Raw genomic sequence first — 14179 nt, 5'->3', positions numbered from 1 at the left:
TACGTTATTTACAACACGTTAAATTAAAGTAGGTGGATTTATTTGAGCAAAAACGATGAACAGCCAATCAAGAGAGAGAGTTTTGCTACCGGTTTAGGCGTCATTGCAGCTACCTTAGGATCAGCAGTCGGTTTAGGAAATATATGGAAGTTCCCTTACGTAACCGGAGCTAACGGCGGTGCGGCTTTTATCCTCATTTACTTAATTTGTACCCTTTTGGTCGGCCTTCCGGTAATGATCTCTGAATTCATTATCGGCAGACATTCAAAAACTGCCGCCGTTGGCGCTTATAAAAAACTTGCCCCCGGCAAGCCTTGGTATTTTACCGGAATAGCCGGCATGTTTGCCGCTATCTTAATTTTGGGCTTTTATACCACTGTTGCCGGTTGGGTGTTTGCCTACGCCTTTAAAGCAGCCATCGGCAGTTTGCATATCGTCAATGCGGAAAGCGCCCAACAAGCGTTTGCAAATTTTACCGGACAAATCTGGCTGCCGTTACTTTGGCAGTGGCTGGTGCTAATCATTACCGGCTTGGTAATTATCGCCGGGGTGCGCGCCGGCATTGAACGGGTAACTAAAACCTTACTGCCACTGCTGTTTATACTGCTGGTAATTTCCTGTATTCGTTCACTTACCCTGCCGGGTGCTGAGGAAGGCCTGCAATTCCTCTTTAAGCCGGATTTCAGCAAGATCACCGCTTCCACAGTGTTAGTGGCGTTAGGACTGGCATTCTTTAAACTGTCAGTGGGTGTTGGTACAATGACCACATACGGAAGTTACATCGGCAGTAATGAAAACCTCCCCGGCACCGCATTTAAAGTGCTAATTTCAGATATTATTGTTTCGATGCTGGCCGGGATAGCTATCTTTCCCGCCGTGTTTGCATTTGGATTTGAGCCGGAGTCCGGACCACCTTTGCTGTTTTTTACCATGCCAATAGTGTTTAACTCCATGCCGCTGGGCAGCATATTCTTAGCTTTGTTCTTTACCCTGACAGCTATCGCATCGATAGGGGCAATGATATCATTGTTGGAAGTACCGGTAGCCTACCTGCATGAAGAAAAAAATTGGAGCAGAAAAAACGCCGCTTTAGTAAGTGTATTGGCCATTGCCCTGTTGGGAAGTACGGCAACACTGTCATTCAGTGTATTAGCGGACTTTAAATTGTTTAATCTGAATATGTTTGATTTAATGGATTTTGCCTCTTCCAACATATTAATGCCGCTGGCAGGTATTTTTATTACTTTATTTGTCGGTTATGTATTAGGAGCGAAAAAGGTTATTGCCGAGTTATCCAACAACGGTAAATTAAATAACCGAAAATTTGTGGGGGTATATTTATTCATTATTCGTTATATCACCCCGGTAGCGATTCTTATTGTGCTATTAAACGGCTTGGAATTAATATAAATAAAAACGGACTTTCATCGCGATGCAAAGTCCGTTTTTAATAACACCCTATAAATTTAATAATACCGCGAAAATTAACCTTATTCGTTGAACGAATTATCAAACTTCAGTACTCCTAAAATAATAAACGGTAAGCATAAAATAAATAATACCCACATCAGGCCGGCTTCCATCAGACACCCCTCCTCTTTTTATAATCTTATTTCTAGGCCGAGCAATAAATACCTGCTTATTAGCCAAAATGATCGAAATTTTCCAAAGAATTTATTTAATTTATAACTAACTGCTTACTTAAAATATATTCTTTAAAAAATTGTTTGTCAACTGCCGGTTCTTTCACTGCCGTTTTTATCCCTACTTGCTCTCCCAACCGCGGGAGTACTCGGGAAAGCAATCCAGGCAGACCTTTTTGCCGTCGCTGAGTCTTGCCTTGTTTTCAGCAACGCCTTCCCCGCACTGTTCGCAAATTACCGTGGTAAACAGCTTTGCCCTTTCCGGCAGTTTATAATGGGGCTTTTTAAATTCAAATAAATCTTTTGCCTCGGCATTTAAGATGTACTGTTGACGTTCTTCCCGCGTCATTTTTCTATGAGGCTTCTTTAACACCAACCGCAAGCCTTCCCCTGTCGCCCGGTTAAAAAAGCTAAAGGCCTGCTTGCCGCGAGCCCTATACAATAAATTGCCTTTACCGAAAGTACACCCGGTTAATACTTGAATGGCATCTACACCGCAGGCATCGTTTTCGGTAACACAAACAATTTCTTCATCTGCCGAAAAACTCCATCCCATTTGTTCTTTTGCTGCCATTGCCGCCTTAAAACCGATCGCCAATCCCGGGCACTGGTGCCCATGAAACTCGACACATTTTTGCCACAACTTTTCGTCAAAACCCATTGACTAATCCTCCCCTAGACAGTTAATCATTGCCGCCGCATAACCGGCCCCAAAACCGTTATCAATGTTTACCACCGTAACGCCGGAGGCGCAACTGTTTAACATAGCCAGCAGCGCCGCCAAGCCATTGAAACTGGCCCCATATCCTACACTTGTCGGCACCGCAATCACCGGCTTGTCAACCATTCCGGCTACCACGCTGGCTAAAGCCCCTTCCATGCCGGCTACCACCACAATGACCCTTGCTTTATTAAGCTTATCCCTGTTCAAAAGCAACCGATGAATCCCCGCTACACCGGCATCATACAAGCGCTCTACATTTGCGCCCATTAACGCCGCTGTAATCGCTGCTTCTTCTGCCACCGGCAAATCAGATGTACCGGCACAAACTACCAAAACGCAGCCCACTCTTTTTTGCTCTCCGCGAGTTACCGTTATCAAACGGGGCAAATTATGATATTCCGCATTCGGAACCGCCTCTTTAACCGACTGATACATCTCTGCAGTAGCACGGGTACCCAATATGTTGCCGTTTGAGTGGGCAGCTAAGGATCGGAAAATTTCTTTCACCTGCTCAGCAGTTTTCCCGGCACAATATACAACTTCGGCAAATCCGCGCCGTAGTTTTCGGTGATGATCAATCTTAGCAAAGCCTAAGTCTTCATAGGGCAGGTTCTTTAATTTTTCTAAAGCTTCTTCAACTGATAAAAGATTGTTTTTAACATCGTTAAGTATATTTTTTAGCTCCCTTTGTTCCACAGAAAATCTCTCCTTATTACTAAACCGTCCAAAACACAAATGAAGCTCTTTTTGAGTTACCTGCTTGCCGGCTTTGCCCGCTTGGTTAATTTCTATTTTATTTTGCTAAAATTAAATTAATGCCAATCTGGGCATTTGTCAACTTTATGTAGAAAAGCATGATTAACCGATTGTTTAAACTTAATCAATTCTAAGCAATAATAAAAAGGCTGTCGCACTAGGAACTTAAGCCCCTAGTACTTCAGCCCCTTTATTATTCTAACCACTGTTCAACCAAGTTGCGGTTTTCATTAACCCAAATTTTAGCCCCTTCGGCAGGATCACCTACCTCATTAATTGTAGACATCAAATCGCCTAGACTATGGTCATCCATTTTCCATTGAGACAACCATTTAACAATTTCAGGGTTGTTGTCGGCAAAGTTTTTATTAGCAATGGCGTAAATTGCTTCTTCATCACCATAAATTTTTTCAGGATCTTCGAGGTACTTAAGATCATATTCAGCAAAAACCCAATGTGGATTCCATAGGGTTACTAAAATCGGCTTCTGTTCGTCATAATGTGACTTTAAACTTGCCAGCATAGCTGTTTCAGAGCTGCCAATTAGATTATAATCTAATCCATATACTTCGATGGCTTCTTCAGTCATACGCATGATGCTGGTACCCGGTTCAATCCCAATTATTTGGCTGTTAAACATATCCTTTTTATCGTTCAATTCTGCAATACTGTTAACATTAACATAAGAAGGTACTACTAAGCCTAAGCCGGTTCCCTCATACCAAGGGCCGATTTTTGCGTACCCCTCTTTATATTGATTGTAATATGGCTCATCGGTATAGGGCAACCACACTTCCAAACCTAGGTCTAATTCACCTTTGTTTACACCGGTATAAATAATGGCTTTTTCACCGTTCGTTAATTTTACCTCATAACCTTCTTCTTCTAAAATAACTTTCCACATATTTGAAACAGCTATATTTTCTGCCCAATTATTTAAACCGATGGTTATGGTGTGTTTGTTAGCATCTTTTGTTTCCTCTGCATTTTGCCCTGTATTACTGTTAGATGTACAAGCAACCATTAAAAACAACAGTGCCATGACCACAATAAACAATAATTTACTGCGATAAACTTTCAGAAAAAACACCCCCTTAAATTTTGTGTCATTATAACCATAGCCTTTGGACATTGGCAAAATTGCTTTAACTTGATAATATGTTACTTCGTTAACTATCTAAGCATTTATTATGATTATACCGTCGTAATAAAGTATTATTAGAAATAACTTGAAATACATCTACCAAATATAAACAATTGGAAAAGTTTTGCCAATTTATTGCCTTGTTAATAAATAAAAAACCCCGGCTTTGCCCGGGGTAAGCAAAATTAATCATCTATCAGTCAGCGGCAGCTTATTTTGCACAATATTTAAATCCTGTAAAGCCATTTGCGCCTCGCGAAGCACGTGATCAGCCAACAGTGGGTTGATCACACTAAGTACCGTACAATCATCAATTAATTTTTTCGCAGTAGCTTTAAACTCTTTAATGTCTTTTGTGGCCATAATGACCTCTTGGTTAAATCTTTCTAACCTGGGAATGACAAATGCATTTGGCAAGCCGTCTCCGAAGTCAGCAGGCAGCATTTTGCGGGCCAAGAATTTTTCCGGCAACAAATAATTTTCAAAGCTGCGAGGAACAACCATTGATTCTAAGTCACCGGCCTGCAGACGCAATGTTTCAAAACGTTCGGCAAACTTCAATGATTGAGCTACCAGATTTCTTTCCGATGGGTCAAGTAAATGGGCAATAAATTGCGCATGTTCTCCCATGATGCGCAGCCAAAATACTTCCTCTTGCAGCGCTTCTTCCGCCGGCGGCAATTTAATCCCCTGTTCTAAGCGTAAAAGAATGGTGCGAAATCTTATTGCCTCCCGGCGAATATGATCAATTAACAACTGATAATTAAAGCCGCCCAGTTTACATCTTACCAGCAGCCCCAGCACGTCACTTTTATAAGCAATAATTTCATCTAAGGCCTTAATCACAACATTGTTTAACATTGATACCGCTTTGACGTCACGGGGTGTTTCGTCGGCAACTGCTCTTAATTGGGCAAACAAGCCTTCCAGTCTTTTTGCTCTTTTTATCAGTTCAGTTGCATCACACGGCAATCCCAGCCTTATAAACAAGGCATGCTCTTGCATAATGCGCAGCCAAAATCGGTTTTGACGTAAGGATTCGTTAATAAATTCCTTTCTTTTCTCCATTAAAAAGCTCCCCCTTCCTTTTTAATCATAGTATATGGAATAAATTGGAAAGGGTTCGCTTTTTTGTAAGTTTGTATTGAATTTTGTCTATGATTAAAAATAAAAGGCAAGTTACATTTTGAGAAAAGTCACCGTTAATTTAAATAAATCTCCGTCAATATCGATGTTTAGCCTTCCCTTTTGCAGTTCAGCAAGACTTTTGGCTATTGCCAGCCCTAAACCGGAACCTTCGGTATGGCGTGATTGATCACCTCTGATCGAACGCTCGACAATTTCCGAAGGATCGAAGTTCATTTCATAGGCGGAAATATTTTTAAATATAAAATTGACCTCCTTTTCACCTTCCACAACGTCAATATAAACCCGGGTATTGGGCATGGCATACTTTAAGATATTGCCGATGATATTTTCAAATATCCGGTAGGTTCTTGCCCCGTCCAGTTGGCACATTACTTTGCTTTCCGGCAAATTAACCCTAAACTGCAGGTTGCTTTCATTAATTTTTTCTTCCATTTCGCCTAAAGTTTGTCTAAGCAGAGCAATGGCATCTAACTGCTCTAAATGCAAATCAATATTGCCGCTGCTGGCCTTGCTGGCTTCAAATAAGTCATCAATTAGCACCTTTAATCTTTTAGATTTGTTTTCCAGAATGTTTATATATTCTTGTTGAGTTTCTCTGTCTAAGTCTTCGTTTTTCAGCAGATCTACATAGGTAATAATTGATGTGAGCGGGGTTTTTAAATCATGGGAAACATTAGAAATCAGCTGGGTTTTCATGTTTTGACTTTTTATCTCTTCCTCTACCGCTAATTTAAAGCCTTCTTTTATATTGTTTAGATTTTTTGCAAAAGGGCTTAATATACCCATATCTTCCGGTACGGTAATATTAAAATCCCCTTTAGCCAATTGGCTGCCGGCTGCATTTAACGCCCGCAATTTATTCAGTGTTTTTACCGCATAATTCAGCAATACTGCTGTATATAGCAGCGCTAAAAATATACCGAAGCCGCCGGTTATAGCAATGACAATCAACACCAAGAGGTTGAAGGCTAACAGTGTAACCAGCTTTTGATAATAATTTTTGGTTAATTCGGCATCTACAATTTCTTCAATTGTTTTGGCAGCGCTGTTGTTAATATAAATCAGCAACTTGCCAAACAAACTTTTTTTAAGGATACCTTCTGTAATACCGGTATAGTAAATGTGTTTAACATAAACAATGCTGAGATAAATTAAAGTACATAAAACCAAGGTCACCGGAATGCCGATTACATAAAAAACCCAGTTAGCATCGTATATGATATTCAAATAATTAAAGTCGTAATTATGATAGGAGGTAATTAATCCTAATATAATGAAACTGATAACAAAAAAGGCCAGCCAAATTGCAAATTTAAATTCCAAATAGGCATTGTTAAAAGCCTTGACTATGGCCGCTTGTTTTTGCGCCGAATATGGGATGGCAAAAGCCAAAATTGACAGAATAAAAACGGTTATACCCCCAATAATTAAAATCAAGATCATGTACTTTTCAATATTAAATTTTTTAATGTTCTCCATTAACAGGTCGTTATTGTCAGCCAGTTTTTTCGGCACAATATAGGTAATATCTAAATTGGCCGGATAATCGGTTGCATCCTCTTGGTTAATCCTAGTTAAAGCCTCTAGAAATATGCTTTTACTAGATGACTTTAAATTACTTTCCGCTATCGGCTTACCCTCTTCATCGGTTATCACATGTAGGTAAAATTGACAATTGTTCAGTTCATAGGGTATTGACTTGCCTTTCATATTGCCGGCCACAACACCGCTGTTTATATCCCGCAAATAATACTTAATATTTTCCAGATTTTCGAAATAATGATTATGAATATCTTGATTGGCAATTTCTTTTCGAATTAAATAATTGGTTAAATCTGCCAAAGTATTGGCAAAATCCTTACTTTTTAAATACAACTTAACATCATCTTTAAATACGGCATCCTTAACCGGTGCATAGATGCATACCGAAGCCAGCGTTAAAATCAACATAATCAGCAGTACGCCCCATGTAGTAGCTGCCAGGTTAAAATTTTTTAAACAAGCAGTTTTTTTGCCTTTAGTCTCCTTCGAATTTGTAGCCAATGCCCCATACCACCTTTAAATATTTTGGTTCTTTCGGATTAATCTCTATTTTTTCCCTAATCCTTCTGATATGCACGGTCACGGTATCCGGATTATAAGCCGGTGCCTGCCATACTTTTTCATAAATCTCTTCAATAGAAAATACCCGATTGGGGTTTCTCATCAATAAATGCAGAATTTTATACTCTAAAGGAGTGATCTTAATCGGCTCGCCGTCTACCAGTACTTCCTTTTTAACATCATTTAATTCAATGCCGCCAATTTTGATCACATTTTCCTGAGGCGTGCTATCCTTGTTGTAACTGGTGTATCGGCGAATATTTGAATTTACCCTGGCCAGGAGTTCCAATGGGTTAAAAGGCTTAGTGATGTAGTCATCCGCACCGATGTTCAAGCCATGAATTTTATCGACATCCTCTGACTTAGCGGAAAGAAAAATAATCGGCACATTGCTTTTTTCCCTTATTTTCATCGTTGCCTTAATCCCATCTAATTTAGGCATCATAATATCCATCAGCACCAGATGAATCTCTTCTTGCTGAAAAATCTTTAGCGCTTCTTCTCCGTCATAAGCCTTAAATACATTGTAGTTTTGATTTTTTAAATAAATTTCAATAGCAGCTACTATTTCTCTTTCATCATCCACAACTAAAATATTATACATGGGCACTTCACTCCTAAACCTTAAGAGATATCTCTTGTGCTTATCATAGCACGGACTTTCTAAAATTCTGCTATTATAATTCTTAAGATTTTTTTAAGATTTACATACAACCGGCTTAAAAAGGTTCTTAATTTTTTAAGGAGGGGATTCCCCTGCTTTTGCCGGTCAAAGATAATATTGCCGATAATATAAAAAACAACATAAAAAAAGCACCCCCTATACGGAGGGTGCTTTTTACATCAACAACTGTTACGATGTTTTCCTACGTAAACGGCGGCATCTGGTAAAGACACAGATAACAAGCAGCAGAATGAGTAGCACTATTAAAAGCTCTAATAAGAGAATTAAGTTGTTGTTGTCTGTGTCATCGCTTACACAAACAGGTCCATTTGGCACGTTGGGGTCATCGATGGTAGTTATGGTTGACAAATCTATGCCGGTGATTTGTCCTGTTAAATTTGACTCTACAACATCAATATTATATAATTCTTCGCTTGCCGAATTAAGGTTTTGTATAACCGCCCCGTCTGAATCCGCATTTGTTATGTTAGAATGCAAAATATTGATATTACTGGTACTGTCGCCTCTTAAAACAATTGTACCGTCATCTGCGGAGTTTGAATTTAATATGCTGTTATTGACATTTACAGAGCCTGTATTAGAAATGGCACCCACATTTTGTCCGCTGCGAACTGCATAGCCCACTACATCAAAATTACAGCTGTCAACTATCAAATCTCCCACGCCATAGAAGTTTACTCCGCCGTCGGAATTACTTAAGGTACAGTTTTGAATAAATGCATAACCCGTTACAGCCTTTAACTGGGCCAGACTGTGCATATCGGTAGCGGTACAATTGATTATAGCAATGTTTCTCATACCGCCGGGCGCACTTTGAACTGCTACAGTGCCGTCAAAAACACCGTTAAAACTGCAGCCATTAATGGTGACATTATGCGGATAGGCGAACCCGACCCTGCCCGGAGTCAAATTTAAATCAATACAGTTTGCAGGGGATCCTGCAGTGAAATCAAAAGAAAGACCTTGTATCAACAGAGTTTCCGGACTGTTTAAGTTGCCATTTCCGTCAATTGTAATTGTATTTGTAAATACGACAGATGCCCCGGACTGTGGTTGTATAACTACATTTTTGTTTGGCCACTGTAAGATATTCAGTGGATCGGTTACCGTTCCTTCTGCTATTTCAACAACAAAATTATCCCCGTCGGTATTTTCAATTGCATCCACTGCCTCTTGTACCGATGCATAGGTGCCAACCGGCTCTCCGTCTACTGTAAGTGTTGCTTCAGGAGAAGCGGCAAAGGCTTTAACCGGCAAAAGACACATGCATAAAATCAACGCAAGAACAAAAATACCTTTTAGCCTCATAAGCTAACCTCCCCCAAGTTTGTTTATCGTTCAATGTCACTATATGCAGCTTAAATCTAACGGGTTCCATATTTTGTCATGCATGAGTCGCGGTATTTCCCTAGAAGGAGTGTTTAAAATGTACTTGGCAGTGAACAAGTTGCCGCTACTGTCCGGGCAGGTTCCAATGACGGTTGCCGCCATGCCGGTTACCCGGTATGGGGCAGTGTGATGGTGACATCGCCGGTTGGTTGTTCCGTCAGCATTTTTTTAAGCAAAAAAAGCCGCCTTTCGGCAGCTCTTATGAGCCTTTTTCTCCTTATTTTAGCCGTTTTGATCTTAGCAGCTTGCCGGTTCCAATAGCGGAGGCCACAGTGAAAGCAGGGATGATAAGCCCGATTGTCTGCACAGCACCCCCACGGTCGTTCCCATACATACAAAAGCCCATAGCCAACGACCGCCCCGCAGACAATATGTATGGCACCCGTGCCAAAACCCCGCATGAGCAAAAACAAAAGCTGGGATGTGCCGTTTTCAATCATCGCTTTTCGCGTTTATGTGTCGTCCAAAAGCATTCCTCCTTAGTAATCAATAAATGATGCATAAAAACCCTTCTACTTTTTTAAATACATAAAATGCGAAAATTCCCCACTAAAAAAATTTCTGCTAATTTTTTGGCAAAAAAACCGCCTTTAGGCAGCTCTCACCTATCCCTTGCGCAGTCTTCACACACAGGGCCAAGCTGGGGTGCACTGCCCTTTAGGCATAATGAAAAACCTAATACTATCAATCCCTTTTTTGTGTTAACTTAATTATTAATAATAAATTCAAAAGGAAGTGATTGCCTTGGATTTTTCCGGTAGAACAGTAATTATAACCGGAGCCGCCAATGGTATTGGAAAAGGAATTGCTTTCCATTATGCCATGCAAAAAGCTAATGTCGTTATAGCCGACATCGATGAAAAAGCCGGAACGGAAACTGTTTCTTTGATTAAGGAACAGGGGAAAGAGGCGATTTTTGTCCAAACCGATGTCCGGCAAGAGGCAGATATTGTTCGTTTAATGGAAGCCGCCTATCAAACATACGGGCGAATTGATATTTTAATCAATAACGCCGGAAAAGGGTTATTTAAGTCACCATATGATTTACCCGTAGAAGAATGGGATGATTTGCTAAACACAAACTTAAGAAGTGTTTTCTTATGCTCACGGGAAGCGGCAAAATATATGCGTCAGAACAGAGATGGCGGCTCTATTGTCAACATTGCCTCCACGAGGGCGCTGATGTCTGAACCCAATTCCGAAGCCTATGCCGCCAGTAAAGGTGGAATTGTCGCCCTTACCCATGCCCTGGCAGCTTCCTTAAGCAAAGATAAAATTACGGTTAATTGTATATCCCCGGGCTGGATTGAAACAGGCGATTATGCCCAACTTAGGCCCATTGATCACGAACAGCATCTATCCAGGCGGGTAGGAAAACCGGAGGATATTGCCAGAGCTTGTCTTTATTTAACCGCGAAAGAAAATGATTTCGTCACAGGCATTAACCTTATTGTAGACGGTGGAATGACGCGAAAAATGATTTATGAAGAGTAAGATATTAAAAAATTTCTTGGGCAAGAAAAGAGCTGCCTAAAAGGCAGCTCTTATGATTTTTCCCTTTATTTTGACAGTTTTGATCTTAGCAGCTTGGCGGTTCCAATACCGGCGACAACAGCGAAAGCAGGAATGAGGAGTCCTATTGTCTGCACAGCACCCCCCACGCTCAAAAGCAGATTGTAGATGGCGTGAAAGGTAATAGCAATGCACAAAAGGCCAAAGGTGTCCGCCACCTTTAGCCACGGCCGTTCCCATACATACAGGAGCCCATAGCCAACGATCGCCCCGCAGACAATATGCATCGCACCCGTGCCAAAACCCCGCATGAGCAAAAACAAAAGCTGGGATGTGCCGTTTTCTATGAGGTAACAGGCATTTTCAAAAGGATAGGGCTTCGGGCCTCCCAACGTTTCGGCTTATAAACCAACAGGAAAAATAGCAGGGGCAGAAGCTTCATGGTTTCCTCAATCACCGGTGCAAGCTCCACCGTCGCCTGTGTCATGTCGGCACCGCAAAAGCTTGCAAAAAAGGTATTGAGATAGGCGGACAAAAGGCACATGCCCATACCCGCAATGAAAAAGACAAAATCAGGTCGACTGCGTTTATCGGCACACAGCATGGCAATTAGCAAGGGAGCGGCAATGCAAATAAATACATTTTCAATATAAATCATTTTTCCACCGTCTTTTTGAGAGTGGGCAGGAAGGTAAAAAAGGTGGCGGTCAAAAGAAAGTCAAACCAGTAATATGGGTTGGAAAGGCTGCTAACCTTCCAGTAGCAGGAAGAAACCCAAAGGCAATACTCCACCAGTACAAATGCCAATACCGCCATGTGAAAATATTGGCAGTTGCGCATCTCACTGCTTTGACGTCGAGCCAACAGCAGCCCTTGCAGAGCGTAATAGCCGCATGCCCCCATCAGCACAGCCCACAGAATATTCAAAAAAAGTCGCCCCACCTGAAAAAAAGAAGCACATGATTGTGCTAAAGGCAGGGGCAGCCCATGCCAAAAGAGGTCGGTAAGTACTCTCTCCCGGCAGTCGTAGGGTATTTTGCAGCACCAGTAAAAATAACACGCCTGCCAGCCAGCTTAAATCTGATACAGGAGAAAGTTTAGGAGTCTCCGAGTAAAACACAAGGAACAGCAGCCAATAGGTCAGCCCAAGGGCAAAGGCTCCATAAAAGCAGGTGAGCAAAAACCACACCTGCTGGTTACGCCCTATTGACAGTACGGCGGCGTAAATGCAGCAGCCAATTAGGACCGCAAGCTGTATGCCATTGTCAATGATTTCTATCATTGTTATGGCCCTCCTTATCCTGCTGTCTCCCGGGCTGCAAGTGATAACAAAGGGCGGTCACGCACACACCGAAGGCAAAGGCCAGCAGGCCAACCAATACATAGCCGAGGGCTTTTCCCTCATAAAAAATGCTGGCCATCACGCCGGTATTGGTATAATCCCCTCCGGAAAGCCCTGCCATGATGCGGGGTTGAGTTATTCCCATACCTACTATGATAACCAAACAGGCGGCAATAGCCGATAAGCCTATATAACGGTACTGCCGCTGTTTCTTTTGCTGTTCCAATTCTTTCACACGCCTTTCGACAGCGGCGAGACGTTCATCAGTAGTTCGGATCTGTAATCCCCTCCCGTTCCAACAATGGGCGCAGGCTTTTTTTGCCACGCTCCAGCAAACGTTCGATTTGTTTTATGCTTTTTCCCATCACCTGCGCCGCCTGTGCATAACTCATGTTCTCAAAAAACATCAAATACAGCACCTCAGAGTAGTCCGGGTTAAGCTGTGCCATGCATTTTCGCAGGATGCGGTTTTGTTCCTTGGATTGCACCACCCTTTCCACCAGGATATCGCTTTCCGGTTCGTCTTCTAAACCTTCAAGACTAAAAAAGCAATGGCGGCGACGCTTTTGCATAAGCCGCAGAGAAAGGTTCCTGGCGGTTTTATACAGATAGGGCTTGAATCCGTTTTTGGTTAGCCTAGGCTTGGCATTGATCATGCGTGAAAAGGCTTCAATCATCAAATCCTCGGCCTCATGAATATCGTGTATGTAACCGTTGATATAGAGCGTTAAAGCATCCCCGTGGCGTTCCATGAGAATCCGCAGGGCATTCCCGTCACCGTTGAGGTAAGCGGAAAAAAGCTCTTCATTAGTGGCTACTGTTACCGTAACAATTCCTCCTAAAAATAATATGTACCTGTGTAAAATAGGCTTATCACATTCAACGTTCTACTTAAACTTTAAAAGGATACCCCTATCCCCTGCTTAATTAACTGTAACAATCTGCCATGATTTGCCAGCAGTCAATAACTGTCACCGGGAACAGAATATATTCATTTTCATTCGGCAAGGTGGTATCCTGGATTGTTAAGATTGCTGGGGCTTGAGTTTCGAAGGTTGCTCCGCTCTTGGGATTGCTTAGTGTATGACTGATTGTCAACTGTTTAGTGAGCAGGATCTATGATTATTAAGAATATCCGCTATTAAGATTCGAGAATTTAAAAAAAAAGGACGAGCGTCCCTTGATGCTGTCCCTAAGCTTTAAGGTATGGTATTTTTCAAAGCGCACATAAATTATTTAAACAATTATTTATTTAATATGGGAACTATCATGGTATCTGAACTTCTAGCTAACTAGATGAAGGTAGCCTTTAAAATAATAGAAAAATATGCCTAATAATAACTAAAAATGTACCATTTTGTCAATTTTCAAATTTAATCAGATTGCCTTCTTAGTATAAAAAATCAAACATATGTGACTCGAAATATTTGGTAAAACTTTCCTTAAAAATTTGCTATAATCATTGGGTCAAGAAGAAAAGCCAGAAAGCCTTTAGAGGAAGCAGTTAATTAAAAAACCCCGACACTGCAAAGCAGTTATCGGGGAAGGCTATTAGTACATTTTCCAATTTCATGATTAGTAAAATGATCCAAAAAGCTCATCCTTTAAAGCAATAATAAAAGCCTAGCTTATAACGTCAATTAATCATTTCCACTATTTCTTTAATACTCTTTATACCCGTAACTCATGTTCCTAACCCCCATTGGATATCAAGCACTTAGATGTGCTTCTG

14 protein-coding genes are annotated in these 14179 nt (G+C 41.2%); 2 read left to right on the top strand and 12 right to left on the bottom strand.

The features are described 5' to 3' along the window. Positions 1-42: 42 nt before the first annotated feature. Positions 43-1410, top strand: coding sequence for a sodium-dependent transporter (locus tag ACZ5NG_RS00435; RefSeq protein WP_464252072.1), 1368 nt, complete (start codon positions 43-45; stop codon positions 1408-1410). Between the two features lie 354 nt (positions 1411-1764). Here the strand turns inward: ACZ5NG_RS00435 and ACZ5NG_RS00430 are convergent, their stop codons facing one another. The 7 genes from ACZ5NG_RS00430 to ACZ5NG_RS00400 all read right to left on the bottom strand — a co-directional run bounded on the left by ACZ5NG_RS00430 (position 1765) and on the right by ACZ5NG_RS00400 (position 9512). Then, positions 1765-2304, bottom strand: coding sequence for an FmdE family protein (locus tag ACZ5NG_RS00430; protein ID WP_464252071.1), 540 nt, complete (start codon positions 2302-2304; stop codon positions 1765-1767). Between the two features lie 3 nt (positions 2305-2307). Continuing rightward, positions 2308-3063: a nickel pincer cofactor biosynthesis protein LarB gene (gene larB / locus ACZ5NG_RS00425; RefSeq protein WP_464252070.1), complete on the bottom strand. Its 756-nt coding sequence runs from the start codon at positions 3061-3063 to the stop codon at positions 2308-2310. A gap of 253 nt (positions 3064-3316) precedes the next feature. After that, positions 3317-4213 carry a glycine betaine ABC transporter substrate-binding protein gene (locus tag ACZ5NG_RS00420; RefSeq protein ID WP_464252069.1) on the bottom strand — a complete coding sequence of 299 codons (897 nt, stop codon included), beginning with the start codon at positions 4211-4213 and terminating at the stop codon, positions 3317-3319. A 243-nt stretch (positions 4214-4456) separates the two neighbouring features. Continuing rightward, positions 4457-5335, bottom strand: coding sequence for a DUF2935 domain-containing protein (locus ACZ5NG_RS00415; protein WP_464252068.1), 879 nt, complete (start codon positions 5333-5335; stop codon positions 4457-4459). A gap of 111 nt (positions 5336-5446) precedes the next feature. Beyond that, entirely contained in the window at positions 5447-7459 is a 2013-nt protein-coding gene (locus ACZ5NG_RS00410; RefSeq protein ID WP_464252067.1) for a HAMP domain-containing sensor histidine kinase, read from the bottom strand. Further along, a complete protein-coding gene (locus ACZ5NG_RS00405; protein WP_464252066.1) occupies positions 7434-8129 on the bottom strand; it encodes a response regulator transcription factor in 696 nt (231 codons plus the stop codon). Before ACZ5NG_RS00405 ends, ACZ5NG_RS00410 begins: the two co-directional genes overlap by 26 nt. Before the next feature lie 243 nt (positions 8130-8372). Further along, complete coding sequence (locus ACZ5NG_RS00400) at positions 8373-9512, bottom strand: hypothetical protein (protein WP_464252065.1); 1140 nt, start codon at positions 9510-9512, stop codon at positions 8373-8375. Positions 9513-10337: 825 nt separating this feature from the next. Between ACZ5NG_RS00400 and ACZ5NG_RS00395 the strand changes: the two genes are divergently transcribed. Beyond that, positions 10338-11087: a glucose 1-dehydrogenase gene (locus ACZ5NG_RS00395; RefSeq protein WP_464252064.1), complete on the top strand. Its 750-nt coding sequence runs from the start codon at positions 10338-10340 to the stop codon at positions 11085-11087. Between the two features lie 65 nt (positions 11088-11152). On the opposite strand, the gene ACZ5NG_RS00390 is transcribed toward ACZ5NG_RS00395, so the two are convergent. From ACZ5NG_RS00390 to ACZ5NG_RS00370, 5 genes are all read right to left on the bottom strand, one after another. Further along, a complete protein-coding gene (locus tag ACZ5NG_RS00390) occupies positions 11153-11416 on the bottom strand; it encodes a PrsW family glutamic-type intramembrane protease (protein ID WP_464253078.1) in 264 nt (87 codons plus the stop codon). 32 nt (positions 11417-11448) lie between these two features. Beyond that, positions 11449-11763, bottom strand: coding sequence for a hypothetical protein (locus ACZ5NG_RS00385; protein WP_464252063.1), 315 nt, complete (start codon positions 11761-11763; stop codon positions 11449-11451). Next, positions 11760-12032 carry a hypothetical protein gene (locus tag ACZ5NG_RS00380; RefSeq protein ID WP_464252062.1) on the bottom strand — a complete coding sequence of 91 codons (273 nt, stop codon included), beginning with the start codon at positions 12030-12032 and terminating at the stop codon, positions 11760-11762. The genes ACZ5NG_RS00385 and ACZ5NG_RS00380 overlap by 4 nt, the downstream gene beginning before the upstream one ends. Positions 12033-12370: 338 nt before the next feature. Continuing rightward, entirely contained in the window at positions 12371-12682 is a 312-nt protein-coding gene (locus ACZ5NG_RS00375; protein ID WP_464252061.1) for a DUF4179 domain-containing protein, read from the bottom strand. Between the two features lie 28 nt (positions 12683-12710). Beyond that, positions 12711-13199, bottom strand: coding sequence for an RNA polymerase sigma factor (locus ACZ5NG_RS00370; RefSeq protein WP_464252060.1), 489 nt, complete (start codon positions 13197-13199; stop codon positions 12711-12713). Between the last annotated feature and the right edge of the window lie 980 nt (positions 13200-14179).

The organism is Desulfovectis peckii (genome assembly GCF_055391705.1).
Note: the sequence above shows the minus strand (reverse complement) of the source record. Positions and strands in the feature narration are given on the sequence as shown.